Origin of the sequence: Mesorhizobium sp. WSM4976 (assembly GCF_029625685.1) — a bacterium.
Taxonomy (GTDB): domain Bacteria; phylum Pseudomonadota; class Alphaproteobacteria; order Rhizobiales; family Rhizobiaceae; genus Mesorhizobium.
The window spans coordinates 281,289-301,563 of sequence record NZ_JARTVT010000005.1 but is presented as its reverse complement, the minus strand read 5'-3'; the positions used below and the strand labels follow the sequence as shown (position 1 = coordinate 301,563).

General features: G+C 65.3%; 18 protein-coding genes. 10 read left to right on the top strand and 8 right to left on the bottom strand.

Annotated features, from left to right (window positions below; all coding sequences use genetic code 11):
* Positions 1–512: 512 nt before the first annotated feature.
* Genes P9272_RS08765 through P9272_RS08755 form a run of 3 tightly spaced genes read left to right on the top strand, consistent with a single transcriptional unit; the run spans position 513 to position 2,774 of the window.
* Complete coding sequence (locus tag P9272_RS08765) at positions 513–1,292, top strand: SDR family NAD(P)-dependent oxidoreductase (RefSeq protein WP_278160212.1); 780 nt, start codon at positions 513–515, stop codon at positions 1,290–1,292.
* Entirely contained in the window at positions 1,289–1,885 is a 597-nt protein-coding gene (locus P9272_RS08760; protein WP_278160211.1) for an SDR family oxidoreductase, read from the top strand. The genes P9272_RS08765 and P9272_RS08760 overlap by 4 nt, the downstream gene beginning before the upstream one ends.
* Positions 1,869–2,774 carry an aldose 1-epimerase gene (locus tag P9272_RS08755; protein ID WP_278160210.1) on the top strand — a complete coding sequence of 302 codons (906 nt, stop codon included), beginning with the start codon at positions 1,869–1,871 and terminating at the stop codon, positions 2,772–2,774. Before P9272_RS08760 ends, P9272_RS08755 begins: the two co-directional genes overlap by 17 nt.
* Here the strand turns inward: P9272_RS08755 and P9272_RS08750 are convergent.
* The 4 genes from P9272_RS08750 to P9272_RS08735 all read right to left on the bottom strand — a co-directional run bounded on the left by P9272_RS08750 (position 2,771) and on the right by P9272_RS08735 (position 7,205).
* Positions 2,771–3,532: an SDR family NAD(P)-dependent oxidoreductase gene (locus tag P9272_RS08750; RefSeq protein ID WP_278160209.1), complete on the bottom strand. Its 762-nt coding sequence runs from the start codon at positions 3,530–3,532 to the stop codon at positions 2,771–2,773. The two genes, P9272_RS08755 and P9272_RS08750, sit on opposite strands and share 4 nt — an antisense overlap.
* Positions 3,529–5,091: a sugar ABC transporter ATP-binding protein gene (locus P9272_RS08745; protein ID WP_278160208.1), complete on the bottom strand. Its 1,563-nt coding sequence runs from the start codon at positions 5,089–5,091 to the stop codon at positions 3,529–3,531. The genes P9272_RS08750 and P9272_RS08745 overlap by 4 nt, the downstream gene beginning before the upstream one ends.
* A gap of 55 nt (positions 5,092–5,146) precedes the next feature.
* Positions 5,147–6,121, bottom strand: coding sequence for a substrate-binding domain-containing protein (locus P9272_RS08740; RefSeq protein ID WP_278160207.1), 975 nt, complete (start codon positions 6,119–6,121; stop codon positions 5,147–5,149).
* Between the two features lie 73 nt (positions 6,122–6,194).
* A complete protein-coding gene (locus tag P9272_RS08735) occupies positions 6,195–7,205 on the bottom strand; it encodes an ABC transporter permease (protein ID WP_278160206.1) in 1,011 nt (336 codons plus the stop codon).
* Between the two features lie 244 nt (positions 7,206–7,449).
* On the opposite strand from P9272_RS08735, the gene P9272_RS08730 reads away from it, so the two are divergent.
* On the top strand, positions 7,450–8,490 hold the full coding sequence (locus P9272_RS08730; RefSeq protein WP_278160205.1) for a substrate-binding domain-containing protein: 1,041 nt from the start codon (positions 7,450–7,452) through the stop codon (positions 8,488–8,490).
* Here the strand turns inward: P9272_RS08730 and P9272_RS08725 are convergent, their stop codons facing one another.
* Genes P9272_RS08725 through P9272_RS08710 form a run of 4 tightly spaced genes read right to left on the bottom strand, consistent with a single transcriptional unit; the run spans position 8,491 to position 12,305 of the window.
* Positions 8,491–9,669 carry a mandelate racemase/muconate lactonizing enzyme family protein gene (locus P9272_RS08725; RefSeq protein WP_278160204.1) on the bottom strand — a complete coding sequence of 393 codons (1,179 nt, stop codon included), beginning with the start codon at positions 9,667–9,669 and terminating at the stop codon, positions 8,491–8,493.
* The gene (locus tag P9272_RS08720; RefSeq protein WP_278160203.1) at positions 9,666–10,646 is read right to left on the bottom strand and encodes a transketolase C-terminal domain-containing protein; all 981 of its coding nucleotides are present in this window, start codon (positions 10,644–10,646) and stop codon (positions 9,666–9,668) included. The genes P9272_RS08725 and P9272_RS08720 overlap by 4 nt, the downstream gene beginning before the upstream one ends.
* 8 nt (positions 10,647–10,654) lie before the next feature.
* Positions 10,655–11,503, bottom strand: coding sequence for a transketolase (locus P9272_RS08715; protein WP_278160201.1), 849 nt, complete (start codon positions 11,501–11,503; stop codon positions 10,655–10,657).
* A 7-nt stretch (positions 11,504–11,510) separates the two neighbouring features.
* Positions 11,511–12,305, bottom strand: a complete 795-nt coding sequence (locus P9272_RS08710) for an SDR family oxidoreductase (RefSeq protein WP_278160200.1) — start codon at positions 12,303–12,305, stop codon at positions 11,511–11,513.
* Between the two features lie 117 nt (positions 12,306–12,422).
* On the opposite strand from P9272_RS08710, the gene P9272_RS08705 reads away from it, so the two are divergent.
* From P9272_RS08705 to P9272_RS08680, 6 genes are all read left to right on the top strand, one after another.
* Positions 12,423–13,643, top strand: a complete 1,221-nt coding sequence (locus P9272_RS08705) for a mandelate racemase/muconate lactonizing enzyme family protein (RefSeq protein WP_278160199.1) — start codon at positions 12,423–12,425, stop codon at positions 13,641–13,643.
* 199 nt (positions 13,644–13,842) lie between these two features.
* On the top strand, positions 13,843–16,242 hold the full coding sequence (locus tag P9272_RS08700; RefSeq protein WP_278160198.1) for a thiamine pyrophosphate-dependent enzyme: 2,400 nt from the start codon (positions 13,843–13,845) through the stop codon (positions 16,240–16,242).
* A 30-nt stretch (positions 16,243–16,272) separates the two neighbouring features.
* The gene (locus P9272_RS08695) at positions 16,273–17,283 is read left to right on the top strand and encodes a C-terminal binding protein (RefSeq protein ID WP_278160197.1); all 1,011 of its coding nucleotides are present in this window, start codon (positions 16,273–16,275) and stop codon (positions 17,281–17,283) included.
* A complete protein-coding gene (locus P9272_RS08690; protein ID WP_278160196.1) occupies positions 17,280–17,990 on the top strand; it encodes an E3 binding domain-containing protein in 711 nt (236 codons plus the stop codon). The genes P9272_RS08695 and P9272_RS08690 overlap by 4 nt, the downstream gene beginning before the upstream one ends.
* A 96-nt stretch (positions 17,991–18,086) precedes the next feature.
* Positions 18,087–18,857 carry a GntR family transcriptional regulator gene (locus P9272_RS08685; protein ID WP_278160195.1) on the top strand — a complete coding sequence of 257 codons (771 nt, stop codon included), beginning with the start codon at positions 18,087–18,089 and terminating at the stop codon, positions 18,855–18,857.
* Between the two features lie 203 nt (positions 18,858–19,060).
* Positions 19,061–20,125 (top strand): substrate-binding domain-containing protein, encoded by a 1,065-nt coding sequence (locus P9272_RS08680; RefSeq protein ID WP_278160194.1) that lies wholly within the window; start codon positions 19,061–19,063, stop codon positions 20,123–20,125.
* Positions 20,126–20,275: the final 150 nt, after the last annotated feature.

The following is a 20,275-nucleotide window of genomic DNA, read 5'->3' as shown; positions in this document are numbered from 1 at the left end:
GGCCACTTCTACATCCACAATGCCGACGATTCAGGCTTCGTCTGCGAGCGCGCCTGACTTCTTCAACAGCCTGCTAGGCGGCATTAGTGGGTGGGACAAAAACATCAAAAAAACATTGAAAAGGATTTGGAAGGTCAATGATCCCACTGTTACTAAGTATTTGATTTAGCTTCATTTCCAAACATCCTCCGGGCCCACCAAAACAACCATCCAAGTAACTTTGCCCACACCATGGACTCGAACCCCTCCAATAAAAATCGTTTGGATAGTGTTCGAGAACGATTTCGAGGCCTGCTGCGAAGTTGATCTTTGAGTCGTTTCGGGTCACTGGTTTGGACGTATGGTATGCCGACTTGACCCATAGTTGACCTGCGCCAGCTGCAAGAGGGCGACGACTTTGCGCCCCATTTCGGTCGTCCCCTGGACCGTTCAAGGAAATTCCGGTTCGACCTCCTTGACCTTTGATATCATTATAATAGCTTCATTCCGAAGCGTGATAATGAAGGCGAGCAATGCGGTGCAACTTATCGGATAGGGTCGCCTTGGTCACAGGGGCGGCGGGCGCAATTGGAAGCGCCATCGCCGAGCGGCTTTCGGACAACGGGGCTGCGGTTGTCGTCTCAGACATCGACATCGAAGGCGCCGAGCGCGTCGCGGCCGGTCTGCACAACGCAATGGCCTGCGCTCTCGACATTCGCGATGCCCAATCGGTCGACGCCGCGATCGCTAGAGTTTCCGAGCGCTTTGGCCGCCTCGATATTCTGGTCAACAATGCCGGCGTCAACACGCTGGCGCACCGCGTCCCCATAGACCAGTTTCCTCCCGAGGAATGGGATCGCATTACCGGCATCGACCTCGACGGCCTCTACATTATGAGCCGTGCCGCATTGGCGCCGATGCTTGCCGCCCGCAGGGGCGGGCGCATCGTCAACATCGCCTCCGTGGTCGGGCTTGCGGCCATGCGGCTGCAGAGCCCGTTCGTCGCCGCCAAGGCCGGCATCGTCCATCTGACCCGATCGATGGCGATAGAGCTGGGCGACCGCGGCATCCTGACCAACGCCGTCGCGCCCGGATCGGTGATGACGGCGCTGACCGCCAAGCTATTCTACGGCGAGGACGGCAAGTTCGCCGGACGCACCCAGGAGTTCCTCGCCCATGTACCGCTCGGCCGGCCGGCCCAGCCGGAGGAGATCGCCGAGGCCGTGCTGTTCCTGGCTTCACCGGCCGCCAGCTACATCAACGGCCAGGTGCTGGCCGTCGATGGCGGCTGGACCGCGGGATACATGATGTGAGCACCGCCATGGAAATCGATCTCGCCGGCGCCACGATCGCGCTGGACGGCGAAACCAATCCGATCGTCGACGCGGTGCTCGCCGCGTTGCGCGCCAATGGCGGGCGTATTGTGGAGGGCGCCCCCGCGCACACCGTCGCCGATATTCTGCTGATTTCGTGTCCGTTGCGCCCGGGACCGAAGGCCGGAGACCCGCGCTCCCTTTATGCCGACGCGCGCAAGGCCGCCGTGGTGATGGCCGAGCGCGGCGGCCGCATCGTCTTCCTGATCTCAGCGGTCGCCAGCATGCCGATGCGCCGCCATCCGCGCTTCTCCATGGAGAACGCGTCGATCCTGGCAGGGATGCGCGCGCTGGCGATGGAATTCGGGCCGAAGATCCTGGTCAACGCGGTTGGCTTCGGCGCTATCGAGGACGATGCCATCGTTTCGGGCGACAAGGCGATGCTCAGCCACACGCCCGTCAGCCGCGCCGGCAGCGTCGAGGAGGCGGTCGCCGCGGTGCTGTTCTTCTGCGATCCGTTGAACAGCTACACCACCGGACAGATGCTGGGCGTCGACGGCGGCTGGGCGGCCGGTTATGGGCGCAATTTCTGAAGCGCCGACACTCAGGGCAGGGGCGCTGGAGGTCGAACTGGCACCGGCTATCGGCGGCAGCGTCAGCGCGATGCGCTGGCGCGGCATCGACCTTATGCGCCGGCTTTCGGATGACGACCGCGATGCCGGCAACGTGCTGGGCGTCGCCATGTTCCCGATGGTGCCTTACGCCAACCGCATTGCCCGGAACGAATTCGACTTCGGGGCGAGGCGCTGGCAGGTCCTGCCCAACAATCCGCCCGAGAGGTTCAACGTCCACGGCAGTGGCTGGAAGCAGCCGTGGACCGTCACCGGGGCCAGTGCCGCCGCAGCCACGCTGGCGCTCGAGGTCGCTGCCCGGACGGAACCCTATTCCTATCGCGCCGAGCAGGTCTTCGCCGTCTCGGAGGAGGGTCTCGGCGTCACCATGACGCTCACCAACACAGGGCCGGTTGCCATGCCGTTCGGCTTTGGCCTGCATCCCTGGTTCGATCGCGACCCTGACGTGACGTTGCAATTCAGCGCCCGGCGCTTTCATCTCGAAGAGCCCCAAGGCCTTTCGGGCGATCCGATCACGCTGCCGCCCGAACTGGATTTCGGGACGGGCGGGCGGCTGCCGGGCGGATGGCGCAACAATGATTATGGCGGCTGGACCGGCGAAGCGATTATCCGCTTTCCGTCGCGTGGCGCCGGATTGCGGATCGTCGCCGATCCCGTCTTCAAGCATCTGATGCTCTATGCCGACCCGACCAAGCCCTATTTCTGCTTGGAACCGCAGACGAATGCCTCGGGCGCCTTCAACCGTGGCCGATGGAATGATCCGGATGAAGGCGTGATCGTGCTTGCGCGCGGCGAAAGCGCCGCCGGCACCGTGTCATTCATCCCGTTCGCGCTTACACCCGGAGCTTAGAGCAATCGGGCCAGGAGACCGCCATCCACTTGCATGGCGCTGCCGGTGACGAAGGATGAAGCGTCCGAGATCAGGAAGCCGATGGCGCTGGCGATCTCGGACGGGTTGGCGATGCGCGCGATCCGGTTGGGCTTGAAGGACAGCCCCAGTGCTTCCGCGCCGCCGGCCGCCTCCAATCCGTCCAGTGTCATCCGAGTGGCGACCGAGCCGACCAGCACGGCGTTGACGCGGATGCGGTCGACGGCATAGTCGAGCGCCATCTGCCGTGACAATCCGACGACCGCCGCCTTCGTCGCCGCATAGCCCGGCACACCGGGCACCGTGGCATCGGCGTGCACCGAGGCGATGTTGACGATCGAGCCGCCGCCGGCCGCGCGCAGCAGCGGCAAGGTCGCGCGGCAGATGCGGAAGATGGCGGTCAGGTTGACGGCAATGGTCCTGTCCCAGTCTTCGTCGGAAAGCTCCTCGAGCCGTTTGCCGGTCGGATAGATGCCGGCGCAGTTGACGACGGCGTCGAGACCGCCGAACCGCTCTGATGCCATCGCCACCGCTACCTGGACCTCCGCTTCGCGCGTGAGATCGCTCTCGCGGAAGATCAGTTGGCTTTCGGCGTAACGGTCAGCGAGAGCCTTGCCCTCTTCACCATCCAGCCCGGCGCCGAAGACCTGCGCCCCTTCGGTCACGAGATACTCGGCGGTCGCCTGGCCGATGCCGGTGGCCGCGCCGGTAACCAGAACGCGTTTGCCGGCAAACATCATGGTGAAACCTGTGAAGCTCTTACGTGGCGTTCGGCTTGTGCCGCGGCGACGGAACGCAGCACACGATCCTCGCCGCCTTCGCCGCGGCCGAATTCGTCGACGATGCGGCCGTCGGCAACGACCAGGCAACGGTCGCAAAGGCCGATCAGTTCCTCTAGCTCGGAGGCCACGATCACAAACCCCACGCCGTTTTCGGCGAGGTCAACCACGAGCCGATAGATCTCGTGCCGGGTTGCCGCGTCGACACCCTTGGTCGGCTCGTCGAGCAGGAGCACTTTCGGGGCGCGCATCAGCACGCGGGCGAAGAGAAGCTTCTGCTGGTTGCCGCCCGACAGATGGCTGACCGAAGCCTGCGGCGACGACGCCTTGACGTTGAGCGCACGCATGGCGGCCAAGATCGAGCTGCGTTCAAGCCCGCCGCGCACTACGCCGTGCCGCGCCAACGGCGACAGATTGCCGATGGTGATGTTGGCGCCGACCGGCAGATTGAACAGCAGGCCGTCCCGCTTGCGATCCTCGGTCAACAGCGCGATGCCGGCGGCCCGGGCATCGCTCGGCGATCCGATCGCCACGGGCTCGCCGGCGACGCGGATTTCGCCCCCGGCCGGCACACGGCCATAGATGCCATGCAGGATCTCGCTGCGGCCGGAGCCGAGCAGGCCCGCAAGCCCGACGATCTCGCCGGCGGCCACCGACAGATTGATGTCCTTCGCGCCATGCACGGCGCCGCTATGGCCGGCAACGGTGAGGTTGCGAACCTCAAGCGCGGCCGCTGCGCCGATGGGAGCCGCGTGCTCTGGGAACAGCCGTTGCAATCGTTGACCCGACATCGAGAAGATGAAGGTCTCGGCGTCGAAATCCTCCCTCGCGATACGCACCGTCACCTGTCCGTCGCGCAGCACCGTGGCGCGGTCGCAGATCGCCAGCACTTCCGGTAGGCGGTGGGTGATGTAGATCATCGCGACGCCTTGCGCCTTGAGGCGGCCGAGCACACTGAACAGCGCGTCGACCTCGGCGCCGGAGAGCGAGGCGGTTGGCTCGTCCAGCATCAGCACGCGCGGTTTCATGACGATGGCGCGGGCGATCATCACCAGATGGCGCTGCGCCGAGGTCAGCGATGCGACATAGGCCCTGGGATCGATGCCGATGCCAAGATCGGCGAATATCTCACCCGCCCGCTTTTCCAGCCTCCGTTGGTGGACCATGAAGCCGTCGCCCAACCCCGTGTGGCCAGCAAAGACATTCTCGGCGACCGAAAGCTGCTCGAGCACCTCGATTTCCTGCGGCACGTAGCCGACGCCGTTCGATCGCGCATCGGCCGGCGAGGCGAAGCTGACGGGCCGGCCGTCGAGCTTGACGGCGCCGGTATAGGAGCCGGCCGGATGCACGCCGTTGAGGATTTTGACCAGCGTCGACTTGCCGGCACCGTTCTGACCAAGCAAAGCGTGGATCTCGCCCGGGATCACGTCGAAGTCGACGCCGCGCAGCGCCTGCACGCCGCCGAAACTCTTGGCGATCGCAGTGGCCGACAACAGCGGTTCTTGGGCGACGTTGGGCACGGCAATCCTCTTGGCGATGCCGGGTCCTGGCAAGCCGCGGACCCGGCGATGGGTGTTACTGGCCGGCGCTGTCCAGCATCTTATAGTAGGGGTCGAGGTCGGCGGCGGTGATGACCTTGGCCGGCAACGGGTTGCTGTAGGGGACGGTTTTGCCCTGCGCGAGATCGCCGAGCAGTTCGGCGACCTTGGCGCTCTCTTCGTAGAGCGGCTGCGCGACGATGCCGTAGGCAGCGCCCGATTTCACCAGATCGAGATTCTGCCTGATATAGTCCATGCCGACGATGACGACGTCGCGTCCGGCCTTGCGGGCCGCACCCGACCAGGTCTGGATGCTGTTGCCGGTGGTGCCGAAGGCCGCGGTCACATCCGGATTGCCTTGCAGGATCGCCACCGCCTTGGCCTCGGCCGCCGACGGCTCGAAGCCCTCCATCTGAGTGTCGAGCACTTTGATATTGGGATATTTCTCGGCGATGGTCTTGCGGAAAGCGGCCGACATGGCGTTCTCCGTATCGTTGGACGCGCCTTGCGTCAGGGCCACGGTGCCCTTGCCGCCGAGCTTTTCGCCGATGGCGACGGCGGCGTTCTGGCCGGCGCCGGCAATGTCCTCGCCGGTCGCGGCCTTCAGTCCCTGCACCGTGCCTTCAGGCGGCAGCACATGCCAGGTCACGATCGGGAAACCCTCCTTGGCCAGCTTGGAGATGTAGGAGTAGATCGCCGGGTCGGGACCATAGACGCCGATCGCGTCATATTTGGTGCGCGCCAGGGCGGCTTCGGCGAGCGGAAGCGTCGCCGGAATGTCCCAATTCGTCGCGCTCGGATCGCCGACCACCTCGCAGGTATAGCCGAGCTCCTTGCACCTGTTGAGGAAACCCGCCTGCATGAGCCGGTGCACGGGGTGATCCTTCATCGCCTGCACCCAGAGCAGATGGATGTCGGCAGCCTGGGCGAGGCTCGTCGAGCCCAGCGACGCGGCGAGCGCTGCTGCCGCGAATGCCGTGCGGATCAGCCCCTCTCTCAGATCGATCTTCATGTCCTACCTCCCTTGTTTCGCCGGCGTCTTGCCGGCGTAAAATCTGCTGTTTTCATTGTACTTTCGTGGCTGGCTAGGCGCCGGCGATGAAGTAGCGGCGGCGCACGATATCGAGGCCGACAGCCATGACCATGATCACGCCCACCGCGATCTGCTGCCAGTTGGAGTTGACGCCGATGACGACGAGGCCGCTCTGGACAACCTTCAGCATCAGGATGCCGACGACGCCGCCGGCGACCGTGCCGGCACCGCCGAACAGGCTGACGCCGCCGACCACGACCCCGGCGATCACCGTCAGTTCCCAGCCACTGCCGATCGAGGTGCCGCCGCTGCCGAGATCGGCCATCACGAACATGCCGGCGATCGCCGCCAGCGCGCCGACGACGATGAAGGCGCCGATCTTGTAGGTGCTGGTGTTGATGCCGACGAGTCGCGCCACTTCCTGGTTGCCGCCGGTGGCGTAGATGTTGCGTCCGAGCACGGTGCGGCGCAGGACGAAATCGGCGACGACCGCCGCGACGATGAAGAAGGCGAAGCTCCAGCCGAGGCCGAAGGCGAGGTCGGCGCCGCCGATCGCATTGATAGCCTCCGGCAGCGGATAGACCGGATAGCCGCCCGTCACCACCTGGATCAGGCCCTGGCCGATGAACAGCATGCCGAGCGTCTGGATGAAGGCGGGGATGCCGAGCCTGACGACGATCACGCCGTTGAGCAGCCCGATCGCTGCGCCGACGCCGATCCCGCCTAGGATGGCGACGGCCACCGGCAGCGCGGCCGCCGTCATCAGCTTGGCGGCGACCACCGCGGACAATCCGGCCACCGAGCCGACGGACAGGTCGAACTCACCGGCGACAAGCAGGACGGTCTGGCCGATGGCGATGATGCCGACAAACGACACGACGTTGAGAATGGCGCGGAGGTTGCGCTCCGACAGGAAGGCCGGTTCGAGCAGCCAGAAGAAGACGATCAGCAAAGCCATCGCCGCCAGCACGCCGACTTCGCCGATGGCAATGAAAGCGATCAGCCGCCGCCGGAACGATTGCCCATCCCGGGGCGGCGAGCTCACGTCAGCCACGCTTTCCATCCTACCTCCCTGGCGGCGCCTGCCTCCGGCTCGTGCAACCGGCACCGTCGCGTCCACGCCGATCCCGGCGTGCTCCTCCGCGCCATTAAGATTATAATATTATAACTTGTCAACGGCGAAATTTCTGGATCGGGTGACGCTAGCACATCGCTGGAAAGCGCCTGTCGCACCCGCTATGAATGAGGCTGGCCGTGCGATCCGGAGCAGGGTTTCCCTCTGCATCGCACTTTGTTGGAGCTTGGCGATGACCGATGAGCCGGGGGACGACCCGGGTGGAAACACAGCGTCGCAGCGCCTTGGGGTTCGCGAGATCGCGCGGCGCATCGGTGTCGCCCCCATCACGGTGTCGCGTTCCCTGTCCAATCCGGGCCGGGTCTCGGCGGAGACGCGCGCCAGGGTACTCGATGCCATAGAGCAGATCGGCTTCGTACCCAACCAGCTTGCCTCCAGCATGCGCGGCAACGGCCGCATGATAGGCACGGTGGTGCCGCCGCTGATCAATTCGGGTATCGCCGAGCAGGTGCAAGGCATGTCCGACGAATGCCAGGAGGGCGGCTATTCGATGCTGCTGGTGCAGGGCGAGTTCACGCAGGAAGCCGAGGAGAAAGCGATACGTACGCTGCTCGGCTGGCGCCCGGCCGGCATGATCCTGCAGAGCTTCGTGCAAAGCGAGACGGCGCGCGCCTTGCTGAAGGGCAGCGGCGCGCCGGTGGTCGAGATTTCCGAGATCAAGGGCCGCGATCCGATCGACATGGTGGTCGGCGTCTCCAATTTCGAGACTGCCTATGCCATGACCATGCATCTGGCCGCCAAGGGCTACAAAAGGATCGGATTCGTCTCGACGCCGATCCACGGCAATGACCGTCTTCAACAGCGCCGCACCGGTTACCATGCGGCGCTGACCAAGCTCGGCATCAAGAATCATGACGGCATGGAGGTCGAGGTCCCGATCACCGCGCAGGGCGGCGCCGAGGCGCTGATCACGCTCACCTCCCGGCACAAGGAGATCGACGCCATCTTCTTCTCAAGCGACACGCTGGCCATCGGCGCCGTGCAGGAGTGCCACCGGCGGGGCTGGGCGGTGCCCGGCAGGATCGCCATCGCCGGTTATGGCGACATGGATCTCGCCGCGCAGCTCTATCCGCGGCTGACCACGGTTAAGGTCGACCGCTACGACATGGGCCGGCGCGCCGTGCGGCAATTGCTGGCGAGGCTGGGCGGCGATGGCGAGGCGCCGGCCGTCACCAGCCTCGGCTTCGAGATCATCGACCGCGAAAGCGCCTGATCAGGATTTTGTCGCCGGCTGCTCGCGGCGTCCCAGACGCTTCTCCCAACCCTCGGCATGAACGTTGAGATAGGCGTTGGGATCGTAAGGATGGTCTTTGACCGCATCGAGGTTGAGATCGATGCCGAGCCCTGGCGCTTGCGGCAGCGACAGGTGGCCATTGTCCGGATTGACGGTCGGATGCCAGGTCACCAGCTCGCGGGTCCATGGATCATTGAAGGCGTCGAAATGCTCCTGGATCAGGAAATTCGGTACCGCCGCCGCCAGTTGCAGGCACACCGCCGTCGCCACCGGTCCGCCGCTCTGATGCGGCGCGATGTGGCTGCCATGGGCTAAAGCCAGATTGGCCACCTGCAGCGATGGCGCGATGCCGCCAAGCGACATCGGCTCGGGCTGGAAGATGTTGACGCCGCCGCCGGCGGCCAGCGTGTAGAACTGGCCGACCGTGTCGTACATCTCGCCGGTCGCCACCGGGATGGGCGAGCGGTGCGCCACCGCATGCACAGTCTCCTGGCGATCGCGCGAGCTCGGCTCCTCCCACCAGTAGATGGCGAGGTCGGCAAATTTCTGCGCCGCCTGAAGCGCCGCGATCTCGGTGAAGCGGGCGTGCACGTCGATCAGGATCAGCGTATCGCTCGGCAGTTCATCGCGCAGTCTGCGGCAGATCGCATAGGAAAGATCCAGTTCCTCGCGCGAAATGAAACCTTGCGCGGTGCCGAATGGGTCGAGCTTGAACGCCTTGAAGCCTTTCGCCAGCACGGCTTTTGCGGCTTCAAGAAAAGCCTCCGGCGTACGTTCGGTGCGATACCAGCCATTGCCATAGCCGAGCACGGTGTCGCGCACCTGCCCGCCGAGAAGCTGGTGGATCGGCACGCCCAGGCTCTTGCCCAGAATGTCCCAGCAGGCGACCTCAACGGCCGCGATCACCGTGCGGTGGATATGGCCGCCGTCCAGCGAAACGCTGTCCAGCATGCGCTTGGCCAAGGCGTTGATGCGGCGCGGATCCTGGCCGATGGCGAGATGCTTGAGCTCATGCACGCCGGCTTCAGTGGTCTTGATGAAGCCGTTCAGCGTGCCTTCGCCGATACCGTGCATTCCCTGGTCGGTATGGACCTTGACGAAAAGCCAGTTCTTCCACCCGGCGCCGACGGCGAAGGTCTCGATCTCGGTGATCTTCATGCGGACTCCAACCCGGAAATCGTTGCGACGAGGGCTTCGGTGGTGAGGCCGTATTTCGCTTGCAGAGTCGGTACCGCGCCGCATTCGATGTAGCGGTCGGGCAGGCCGATGCGCGTTACCTGCTTCGCGACGCCGGCCTCGAACAGGCTCTCGACGACAAGGCTGGCCAACCCGCCGACCACGACGTGGTTTTCAGCGGTAACTATATGGCTTACCGAGCCGGCAAATTCGGTGACGGCGACAGCGTCGAACGGCTTGATCGTCGGCACATGCATCACCCCGACTGAGGTGCCTTGCTTTTGCAAAGCCTTCGCCGCGTCCAGCGCCCGCTCTGTCATGAATCCGGTCGAGATGATACCGACGTCGGAGCCTTCGCGAAGCCGCCTCGCCTTGCCGATCTCGAACGTGTAGCCGGGCTCGAACACGACGGGAACGTTGCCGCGCAGCAGCCGCATGTAGACAGGACCTTGATGTTCGGCGATCGCCGCCGTCGCCGCCTCGATCTCGGTCGCATCGCAAGGGTCGATGACGGTCATACCGGGGATCATGCGCATCAGAGCCAGATCCTCGATCGCCTGATGGGTGCCGCCATATCCGGTCGTCAATCCCGGCAGGCCGGCGACGATCTTCACATTGAGGTTGGAGTGGGCAAGCGCGATGGCGACGAAGTCATAGGCGCGACGCGTCGCGAACACGCCATAGGTGGTGGCGAACGGCACCTTGCCGGTGCGGGCCAACCCAGCGGCGACGGCGACGAGATTCTGTTCCGCCATGCCGACATTGAAGAAGCGGTCGGGAAAGGCGTCCCGGAACGGCAATATGTCGGTGTATTTGCCGAGATCGGCGGTCAGCCCGACGATGCCGTTGCGGCTTTGCCCAAGCCTGGCCAGGGCCCGGCCGAACGGCGCTTCCACGCTTTGCCGGCCGCCGCCGACGGCCTCGTCCTGGCCCATGGCCAGCGTGCGTCCGGCCTTCATGCCGCCGCTCATTGGTGGGTACCCATGCTTCTGTCGAACTCGGCGATGATGCCGTCCCACTGCGCCACCTCGATGCGGAAGAAGTGCGATTTCTCGCTGGCCTCGATGCGCGGCACGCCCTTGCCGGGCAGCGTGCGCAGCACGATCGCTTTCGGCTTGCGGTTGCGCTTGCGCGCGCCGGTCAGCGCGTCGACGATGGCCTTCATGTCGTTGCCGTCGATCTCTACCGTTTCCCAGCCGAAGGCGCGCCATTTGTCGGCCACCGGCTCCATGTTGAGCACCACGGGTCCATCGGCCTGGATGCCGTTGCAGTCGATCAGCGCCACCAGCCCGTCCAGCTCGAAATGGCTGGCCGACATCGCCGCTTCCCAGGTCGAGCCCTCCTGCATCTCGCCATCGGAGAGCTCGACGAAGACGCGCGCGTCCGAGCGATCGAGGCGAAGCCCGAGCGCCTGGCCGACCCCTTGCCCGAGGCCATGGCCGAGCGAGCCGCCGATGACCTCGACGCCGGGCGTGGTGTCGAGCGTCGACATCTCCAGCCGGCTGTCGTCGGCGCCATAGGTGACAAGTTCCTCGACCGGGATGATGCCGGCCTCAGCCAGGGCAGCCCAAAGCGCGATCGAATAATGCCCAGTCGACAACAGGAAACGGTCGCGGTCCGGCCATGCCAGATTGTGCGGGTCGTAGCGCAGCTCGTGGAAATAGAGCGCCGTAAGCACATCGGCGATACCGAGGCCCTGGCCGATATAGCCCTGGCCCTGGCCGCGCGCCATGTCCAGCATGTGACGGCGCAACTGCGTCGCCTTGCGTTGAAGCGCCGCGATATCGGCGCTGCCGGGAGGGGAGTTTCGCAGCATTGGATGCCTAGTCCTTGTCCAGTCCGCCCGACATGTTGAGCCGCTCGGCGGTCATGTATTTCGGCGCATCGATGCAGAGCCAGACGACGGCTTCGGCCACCTCGGAGATCTCGGCGCGGCGCCCGAGCGGAATGCGGCGCGTGCGTTCGTCGAGGAAGGCCTGCAGATCCGCGCGACCATTGACGCGGGCGAGGTCGAGCTCGGTCGAACGCTGCATCTCGGTGTCCATCATGCCCGGCGCCAGGCTGTTGACCAGGACGCCGTAGGGCGCAAGCGCGACCGCCGCGGCGCGGGTGATGGAATCGACCCCGGCCTTGCTCGCCGTATAGGCGGTGTAGTCGGGCAGCGCCATGCGCGAGCCCGGCGAGGTGATGTTGACGATGCGCCCCGAGCGCTGCTCACGCATCACCCGGCCGGCCGCCTTGCAGGCCATGGCCAGCGCCGTGACGTTGAGTGCCAGCGTGCGGGTCCAGGCCTTGTAGGTGGAGTCGAGAAAGGGCTCGATCACGCCATAGCCGGCATTGTTGACGAGGATGTCTATGCCGCGCCAACGCGCGACAACCTTTTCGACCGCAGCTTCCGGTGCGCCTTCGAGCGTAAAGTCGCCGATGATGGTCTCGGCTTCGGCGCCGGTCTGGTCGATCTGCCGGGCGGTCTCGGTCAGGCCTTCGCCGTTGATGTCGGTGACGGCGACGGCACAGCCGCGCCTGGCCAGTTGCACAGCGACCTCGCGGCCAAGCCCTCCGGCGGCGCCGGTGACAAGCGCCCGCCGCGTCGTGGCGTCTGGAATTTGAGCAGGCAAGCCAACCTCCTCCCCAGGTCATCTTGACGCGATGGATACCGGTATCCATAGATAGCTGTCAACGGGCTCGTGCTATCGTTCTCGGGCTATGCGCTCCGGTGGAGCCGGGAGGAAAGATTGAAGATCGTTGCGCTCGAAACGCTGCAGCTGGCGGAGTTCCCATTCCTGTTCTGGCTTCGCGTCCACACCGATGCCGGCCTGATCGGCACCGGAGAGACCTTCTGGGCGCCGGGACCGGTCGCCGCCTACATCCACGACAATGTCGCCGCCTATCTGATCGGCAAGGATCCTCGCGATATCGAGCTGCACGATCGCACGCTGGGCAGCGTCTATGTCGGCGCACGTGACTCCGGCGCGGAAGTCCGCGGCAATTCTGCGGTTAACATCGCGCTATGGGATATCTATGGCCAGGCGCTTGGCGAGCCGGTCTGGCGATTGCTGGGGGGCCGCACGCACAGAAGCGTCCCGATCTACAATACCTGCGCTGGCTACAAGCATGTGCGGGCCAGCAGGAAGAATGCGCTGTTCGAGCGCGGTGAGGACTGGTCGCTCAAATCGGGCGATTCCAACGAGGGTCCGTATGAGGATCTGCTGGCATGGCGCTACAATGCCGGCGACCTCGCAAAGAGCCTGAAATCCGAAGGCATCGGCGCCATGAAGATATGGCCGTTCGATATTGCCGCCGAGGCATCGAACGGCGCCCGCATTTCGCTTGCCGACCTCGACAAGGCGCTGGAGCCGTTCCAGAAGATCCGCGACGCCGTCGGCCGCGACATCGAGATCATGGTCGAGCTGCATGGCCTCTGGAGCCTGGCGCCGGCGATGCGCATCGCCGAGGCGCTGAAAGCCTATAACGTCACCTGGCTGGAGGAGCCGATCCGCTACAACGAGCTCGACGCCATGGCCGAGCTGGCGCGCCACACGTCGATCCCGATCGCGGCCAGCGAGCGGCTGGCCACGCGGCAGATGTTCAGGCAGCTGATCGACAAGCGCGCCGCGTCGGTGATCATGATCGACCTTGCCTGGTGCGGCGGCCTCTCGGAAGCGCGGAAGATCGCCAACATGGCCGAGGCCAGCGAATTGCCAGTGACGCTGCACGACTGCACCGGGCCGATCGTCTATGCCGCCAGTTGCGCCCTCTCGGCCACCTTGCCGAACGTCAACTACCAGGAAGCCGTGCGCGCCTATTTCACCGGCTGGTATACGGAAATCGTTGCTGACATTCCGCCGGTGAGCGACGGCCATGTCGCGCCGCTCGACGGGCCGGGACTGGGCCTCAGTCTTCGGCCGGAGCTGTTCCAGCGGCCCGATGCCAAGGTGCGCATGACCGGGATATAGAGCGCGGCTCCTCGTCAGGACCTTTGTCGAGCGTTTCGCCGGCCCGGTGAAACGGTGAACCCGCTTGTGCGTCGCAAGCTCTGCTCAGAGCCAGTAGACATTATGCTATTATAATCTATGATGAGCCCAAAGCGAGCAGCCACAAGCTCGCAGCCGGCGTGTTCTTGCCCGGCGCCAGACGAATCCATGGGAGGCTTTGGTGGCAATTTCTGCGGCGCGCGCTCGCGAGGATTTCAAGGGTGCGCCAAATCTACCCGACCGGAAAATCCTGCTCGACCTGTTCGAACGCATGGTGCTGCTGCGCCGTTTTGAAAGCATTGCCCAGATCGCCTGCCGGAAGGGTGAGACGCCCGGTTTCCTGCATCTCTATATCGGCGAGGAAGCGACCGGCGTCGGCGTCTGCGCGCATTTGCGGCAGACTGACTGGGTCACGTCGACCCATCGCGGCCATGGCCATGCGCTGGCCAAGGGCGCCAATCCCGGGCGCGTGATGGCCGAGCTGTTCGGTAAGGCCGACGGCATCTGCGGCGGCCGCGGCGGTACCATGCATCTCTACGACCGCTCGGTCGGCCTGTTCGGCACCAACGGCATCGTCGCCGCCGGCATCGGCCATGCTGTCGGCATCGGCATGAGCGCGCGCCAGCAGGGCCGCGATGATATCGGCGTCGCCTTCTTCGGCGATGGCGCCGCCAACCATGGGGGCTTCCACGAGGCGCTCAACTTCGCTGCCGTGCAGCGGGCGCCGGCGGTCTTCATCTGCGAGAACAATCTCTACGCCACCGCCACCCCGCTCAAATCGATCACGCTCAATCCCGAGATCGCCACCAAGGCCGCGTCCTACGGCATGCCCGGCGTCGCCGTCGACGGCAACGACGTCTTCGCCGTCTGGCTGGCCATGAAGGAGGCGACCGAACGCGCCCGCTCCGGCAAGGGCCCCACGCTCATCGAAGCCAAGACTTATCGCACCGTCGGCCACCATGAGGGCGACCCTGTCATCGGCACCTACCGAACGCAAGAGGAACTCGACGCCTGGATCAAGCGCGATCCGATCGACATGTTCCGCAAGCGGCTGATCGAGGAGTACGGCGTTGCCGATGCCGAGGCGCTCGCGGCAATACAGGCGCGGATCGAGAAGGTGGTCGAGGAGGCGCTGGCCTTCGCCCGCAATTCGCCCGAGCCCGACCCGGCGACGGTGCGCCTGCATGTCTTTGCCGATCCGATCAATCCGCCGGCCGCCCTGCAGCCGCGGGCCGTCGGGGAGACCCGAACGCAAGGCTGGCTCGAGGCGGTGCGCGACGGCATTGCCGAAGAAATGCGCGCCAATCCCTCTATCCTCTATTTCGGCGAGGGCACAGGCGAGCGTGGCGGCAGCTTCGCCCACACGAAGAACCTGTGGCAGGAGTTCGGCGCCGATCGCATGGTCGACACACCGATCTCCGAGCAGGGGTTCACCGCCGCCGCCGTAGGGGCTTCCGCCACCGGCGCGCGCACCATCTCCGACCTGATGTTCGCCGACTTTGCCTTCGAGACCGCCGGGCAGATCTTCCTGCAGGCGGCCAAGCTGCGCTACATGACCAGCGGCGTCATGAGCGCACCGATGGTGGTGCGCGTCGGCGCCGGCGCGCTACGCAGTTCCGGCCCGCATCACAGCGGCATCTACCATCCTGTCTTCGCCCATATGCCGGGCCTTATCGTCTGCGTGCCGTCGAATCCGGCGGACGCCAAGGGCCTGATGAAGACAGCGCTAAGGGCTGGCGATCCGGTGATCATGCTGGAACCGAAGGCGCTGTTTGCCTCCAAGGGCGAGGTGCCGGTCGGCGAGCACTATGTGCCGTTCGGCGTGGCGCGAATCGCGCGGGTGGGCAAAGACATCACCATCGTGGCGGCCGGGCAGATGGTGCAGCGCGCCTTGGAGGCCGCGGAGGCATTGATGGCCGAAGGCATCGAAGCCGAAGTGATCGACCCGCGCACGATCATGCCGCTCGATATCGACACGATCGTCGTCAGCGTCAGGAAGACGCATCGTCTGCTCGTCGTCGACGAGGCCTGGGCCATGTGCGGCCTTGGCGGCGAGATCGCCCAGGCGATCAACGAGCTCGCTTTCGACGAGCTCGACGCTCCGCCCGGAAGGCTGCACAGCGCGCCGACCTCGCATCCCTTCGCGCCGGTGCTCGAACGCGCCATGCTGGTCGACACGGCGCGCATCGTCGAGGGCGCTCGCGACGTCATAGCCGGCAAGCCGCCGGTGCCGGATCACTGGTACACGGTCGGCCTGAAGAGCGCCGCGCCGGTAAAGCCTGCGCCCGTTCCAGCCAAGCCGCCGCCCGCTGCTCCAGCCGCTTCCGTAGCCTCCGCCGCCGGTGACGACGAGCCGGTGACGATGCCGTTCGGCGACCTCACTGTCAGCGAAGGCACGGTCGTCAAATGGCTGAAGGCGGTGGGCGATGCGGTAAAGGAAGGCGAACTGATCGCCGAGATCGAGACCGACAAGGCGGTGGTCGAGATCGAGGCGCCGGTGAGCGGGACGCTCAGCGCCATCGATCAGCCGGTCGGCGCCGTGGTGCCGATGGGTGGGCGCATCGGCGGCATCAAGAAGTAATTACCCTATCCAGAAATCCGAAGGGCAAGCATGAAGGTCCTGTGCGCCAATTGGCAAGCCGCCGACGAGGCCGAGCTCGAGCGCGAGCACTATCCCGATATCGAGTTCATCTTGGCACGCTCGACCAACGACAAGGCCGCCGCGCTCGATCCGGCGATTTGTCAGGTGGTCGACGCGGTCATCAACTATTCGCCGACCCACAACGTCGCCGCGCGGCCGACCGCCTTTCCCAGGGCCAGGATAGCGGTGCGCTCCGGCGTCGGCTTCGACAACATCGATACGGCCGGCTGGGGCGCGCGCAAGATTCCGGCCTGCAACGTGCCTGATTACGGCACCACCGAAGTTGCCGACCATGCCATCGGCCTGATGCTGGCGCTGACGCGCGGCACGTCAGCCTATGGCGCCGAGCTTGCGGCCAATGGCGACGAGGGCTGGCATTTCTCCAAGGCGCCGCTGGTGCGCCGTCACAAGGGCGCGACCTTCGGCATCGTGGGGCTGGGCCGTATCGGGCTTGCCGCGGCGCGCCGCGCCGCAGCCTTCGACATGAAGGTGGTGTTTTACGATCCGCATCTTCTGTCCGGCGTCGACCTGTCGACCGGCTATGAGCGGGTGCATTCGCTGGCCGAGCTGATGGGCCGGGCCGATGTGGTGAGCGTCCACACACCGTTGAGCGAGGAAACGCGCAAGATCATCGGCCAAGATGCCTTCGCCGCCGCCAAGCCGGGCCTTGTCCTCGTCAACACGGCGCGCGGTCCGATCGTCGATCTCGACGCGCTGGAAGCGGCGCTGCGCAAAGGCAATGTCGCCGGCGCCGGGCTGGACGTCCTGCCGAACGAACCCGGTGATCTCGACCATCCGCTTCTGTCAGCATGGCGGCGCCGCGAACCGTGGATCGCCAACCGACTGATCGTGACGCCGCACGCGGCTTTCTACAGCCCGGCGGCGATGCGCGATCTCAGGCTGAAATCGATCGAGGTCGTGCATGCCTATCTCGCCGAGGGCCGGCTGAGCAACTGCGTCAATTCCGAGTACCTGAAATGAACGTTGCGGCGGCATCGCGGCTGGCTGCCTCGCCCTATGCGCGCCGGCTTGCCCGCGAGCGCAACCTTTTGCTCGAAACCCTCCGCGGCAGCGGTCCGGAGGGCCGCATCCTCGCCGCAGACGTGCTCCACTTCGTCCTAGTTGATGCCCCGGCAGACCGCCCAGCCGCTGCCCCAGCGCCGGCGATTGCGGCTTCCATCGCGGCCTTCGCGACGTCGATCGCGTTGGGTCCGTTGCACGAATTGTTGGCCGCGCTGGAGAGTTCAGCGAAGGTGTTCGACATCGACGATATCCTGCTGCGCGCAGCCGGCAGCGCTTTCATTGAGATTTCGGACGCGACCCCGGTCGCCGAAGCGAAGGTGGCGGTCGAGCTGGACAACCGGCAAGTCGTCTTCCCGACCACCTCGGGAATGTCGCTGACATCGCTTCGCGCGATGCGGCTTGCGGCGCAGGCGGATGATCGCGACGATTCGCAAGAACCCGCCGTCCTATCCATGCGGCTGCTGCCGCGGGGCGATGTCCGGCCGGTGATGATGCCGCTGTCGCCGGGCCGGCCCATGCGCCTGACGGTCTCGGTCGGCACCGCCGGCGACCATGCCGAATGCCTGCTCACGGCGGATGCCGCGCGTGTCGACGAGGCGAGTTCGACGGCGTGGCTCGCCGCGCTGAAATCGGCGATCGAGCATCCGCTTCGGCTTCTCGTTTAGGCGGTGTTCTTAACCCTGCGCGGTTTTGCGCGTCATGCGATAGCCTCGGGCGATGGAAGCTATTATAAAAGCTTCGACGCAGACGCGAAGAGGCTCATGGACCGCACCGTTCCCACCATCGACAGTCTTCCCAGGCGCACGCTCGGCCGCGCCAACGGGCCGCTCTATCGCCAGCTTGCCGACATATTGCGCGTGCCGATCGGCGACGGCACTTTTCCCGTCGGCGGCGAATTGCCGAAAGAGGCGGCGATCGCCGCGCATTTCGGGGTCAGCCTGATCACCGTGCGCCAGGCGCTGCGCGATCTCGAGGCCGACGGCCTGATCAAGAAGCGCTCGGCCAAGCCGGCGGTGGTCGCGGCGCGCAGCCCGTCGGTCAATCTGAGCTGGAAGTTCAAGAACTTCGCCGACATGGCGGCCTTCACCAAGGATGCGCAACTGACGGTGAAATCCTATCGCAAGGAAGTCTCTCCCGTGCTGCAGCGCCATTTCGGCATGGGCAAGGAGGAGGCGGGCTATTGCCTGCGCAGCGTGCTGTCGATCGGCGAACAGCGGAAGGCGCAGATCACCACCTACTTCCCGCCAGACATCGGTGCTAGGCTGAAGCGCGAGGACTTCTCCGACGTTCTGATCTTCCGCTCGGTGCAGAAGCATCTCGGTCTGCGTCTCGATGTAGCGCATGTCACCGTGCGCGCCGAAATCGCCGACGAGGCGGTCGCCGCCGATCTCGGCATCGCGCTGGGCAGCGCGGTGCTGACGGTGGAGATGCTCTATCAGTCGGCCGACCAGCGCAGCATCGAGTTCTCCGTCGCCCGCCATCCCGCCGATATTTTCAGCATCACCTACGACGCGCCAAACGACCTGTCCTGAGATCGCTTGAAAGTGCGATTTCTGATGATGGGCGCATGGACAGGCTCATAAAATTATAATAGCATGATAGCTAGGCTGAAGCGCCGGCGGCAAGCGACATAGCGCGCGAATTCCGCCAGCGACCGCGGCCTGCTGAAAGGCCCGGTGTCCGATCAAGATGGCGCAGTCCATCGCCGGCCGGGGAGGAACATAGGGAGGAGGCAATGCAATCGAGGAGCCTGTGCGCCGGCTTGCTGGCGCTTGCCGGATTGGCAGTCTGCGTTGGAGCGACACTCGGCCATGCCGAGGCCAAGAAAACCTACGCCATCTATCTTTCCAACAACTTCGTCGGCAATGACTGGCGCCAGCAAATGGAGCGCGTCGCCAATGTCGCGGTCAACAAGGGGCCGCTGAAAGGCCGCGTCGACCTCAAGATCGAAAATGCCGAGAACACGGTCCAGGCGCAGATCAATTCCCTGAACAACATCATCCGCCAGAAGCCCGACGCCATCCTGATCGACGCATCCTCTGCCGAGGCCCTCAACCCCACCATCAAGAAGGCCTGCGACGCCGGCATCATCGTCGTCAGCTTCGACCAGACCGTGTCGGCCGAATGCGCCTACAAGCTGCATTCCGACTTCGACATCATGGCCAACAACCAGGCCGAATGGATGGCGTCCATCCTCGGCGGCAAGGGTAAGGTGCTGATGGATCGCGGCCTTGCCGGCGCGCCGATCTCGGAACAGTTCGAGAAGAATTTTGGCGCCGTGCTCAAGAAATATCCGGGCATCGAGATCGTCGGCTACTTCAACGGCAACTACGCCGCCGGGCCCGAACAGGAGGGCGTTGCGAGCCTGCTCGCGGCGCATCCGGAAGTCGACGGCATCTTCTCGCAGGGCTACGGCACCGGCGCCATCAAGGCGCTGCAGAATGCCGACCGGCCGATGGTGCCGATCGTCGCCGCCGCCTTCAACGGCACCGGCGTCACCTGCGCCGAGACCAAGGGCGCGAAATGCTGGCTCGGCGCCAATCCGCCGTCGCTGTCGGCGGAGGCGATCAAGCTAGCCGTCGACATTCTCGACACCGGCAAGAAGCCGGCCGACACGACCGTTTTGTTCAACTCGCCGGGCCTGACCACCGACATGGTCGATGCCAAATACGCGCCGAATTCCTCGGCCGTGAAGATCGAGCTCGGCAAGACCGTGTTCCCCGATCTGGCGCCGGGCCTTTCGCTGCCGGTATCGCCAACCCGGGTGGAGATCACGCCCAAGGAGGCCTCGGGAAGCTGATTTGATGAGGAGGGGGGGGGGGGGGGGGGGGGCCCAAAAAAAAAAAAAAAGGGGGGGGGGGGGGGGCGCGGCGGGGGGGGGAGGGGGGGCCCCGGGCGGGCGGGCCGCCGCGCCGCCGGCGAGGGCGCCGCGCGCGGCGGCGGGGGGGGG

Bases quoted from the DNA above. Each gene is read 5' to 3' on its own strand.
- P9272_RS08765 (WP_278160212.1), top strand. From the start codon at position 513: ATGCGGTGCAACTTATCGGATAGGGTCGCCTTGGTCACAGGGGCGGCG.
- P9272_RS08755 (WP_278160210.1), top strand. From the start codon at position 1,869: ATGGGCGCAATTTCTGAAGCGCCGACACTCAGGGCAGGGGCGCTGGAG.
- P9272_RS08750 (WP_278160209.1), bottom strand. From the start codon at position 3,532: ATGATGTTTGCCGGCAAACGCGTTCTGGTTACCGGCGCGGCCACCGGC.
- P9272_RS08740 (WP_278160207.1), bottom strand. From the start codon at position 6,121: ATGAAGATCGATCTGAGAGAGGGGCTGATCCGCACGGCATTCGCGGCA.
- P9272_RS08735 (WP_278160206.1), bottom strand. From the start codon at position 7,205: ATGGAAAGCGTGGCTGACGTGAGCTCGCCGCCCCGGGATGGGCAATCG.
- P9272_RS08730 (WP_278160205.1), top strand. From the start codon at position 7,450: ATGACCGATGAGCCGGGGGACGACCCGGGTGGAAACACAGCGTCGCAG.
- P9272_RS08725 (WP_278160204.1), bottom strand. From the start codon at position 9,669: ATGAAGATCACCGAGATCGAGACCTTCGCCGTCGGCGCCGGGTGGAAG.
- P9272_RS08720 (WP_278160203.1), bottom strand. From the start codon at position 10,646: ATGAAGGCCGGACGCACGCTGGCCATGGGCCAGGACGAGGCCGTCGGC.
- P9272_RS08715 (WP_278160201.1), bottom strand. From the start codon at position 11,503: ATGCTGCGAAACTCCCCTCCCGGCAGCGCCGATATCGCGGCGCTTCAA.
- P9272_RS08695 (WP_278160197.1), top strand. From the start codon at position 16,273: ATGAAGGTCCTGTGCGCCAATTGGCAAGCCGCCGACGAGGCCGAGCTC.
- P9272_RS08690 (WP_278160196.1), top strand. From the start codon at position 17,280: ATGAACGTTGCGGCGGCATCGCGGCTGGCTGCCTCGCCCTATGCGCGC.
- P9272_RS08685 (WP_278160195.1), top strand. From the start codon at position 18,087: ATGGACCGCACCGTTCCCACCATCGACAGTCTTCCCAGGCGCACGCTC.
- P9272_RS08680 (WP_278160194.1), top strand. From the start codon at position 19,061: ATGCAATCGAGGAGCCTGTGCGCCGGCTTGCTGGCGCTTGCCGGATTG.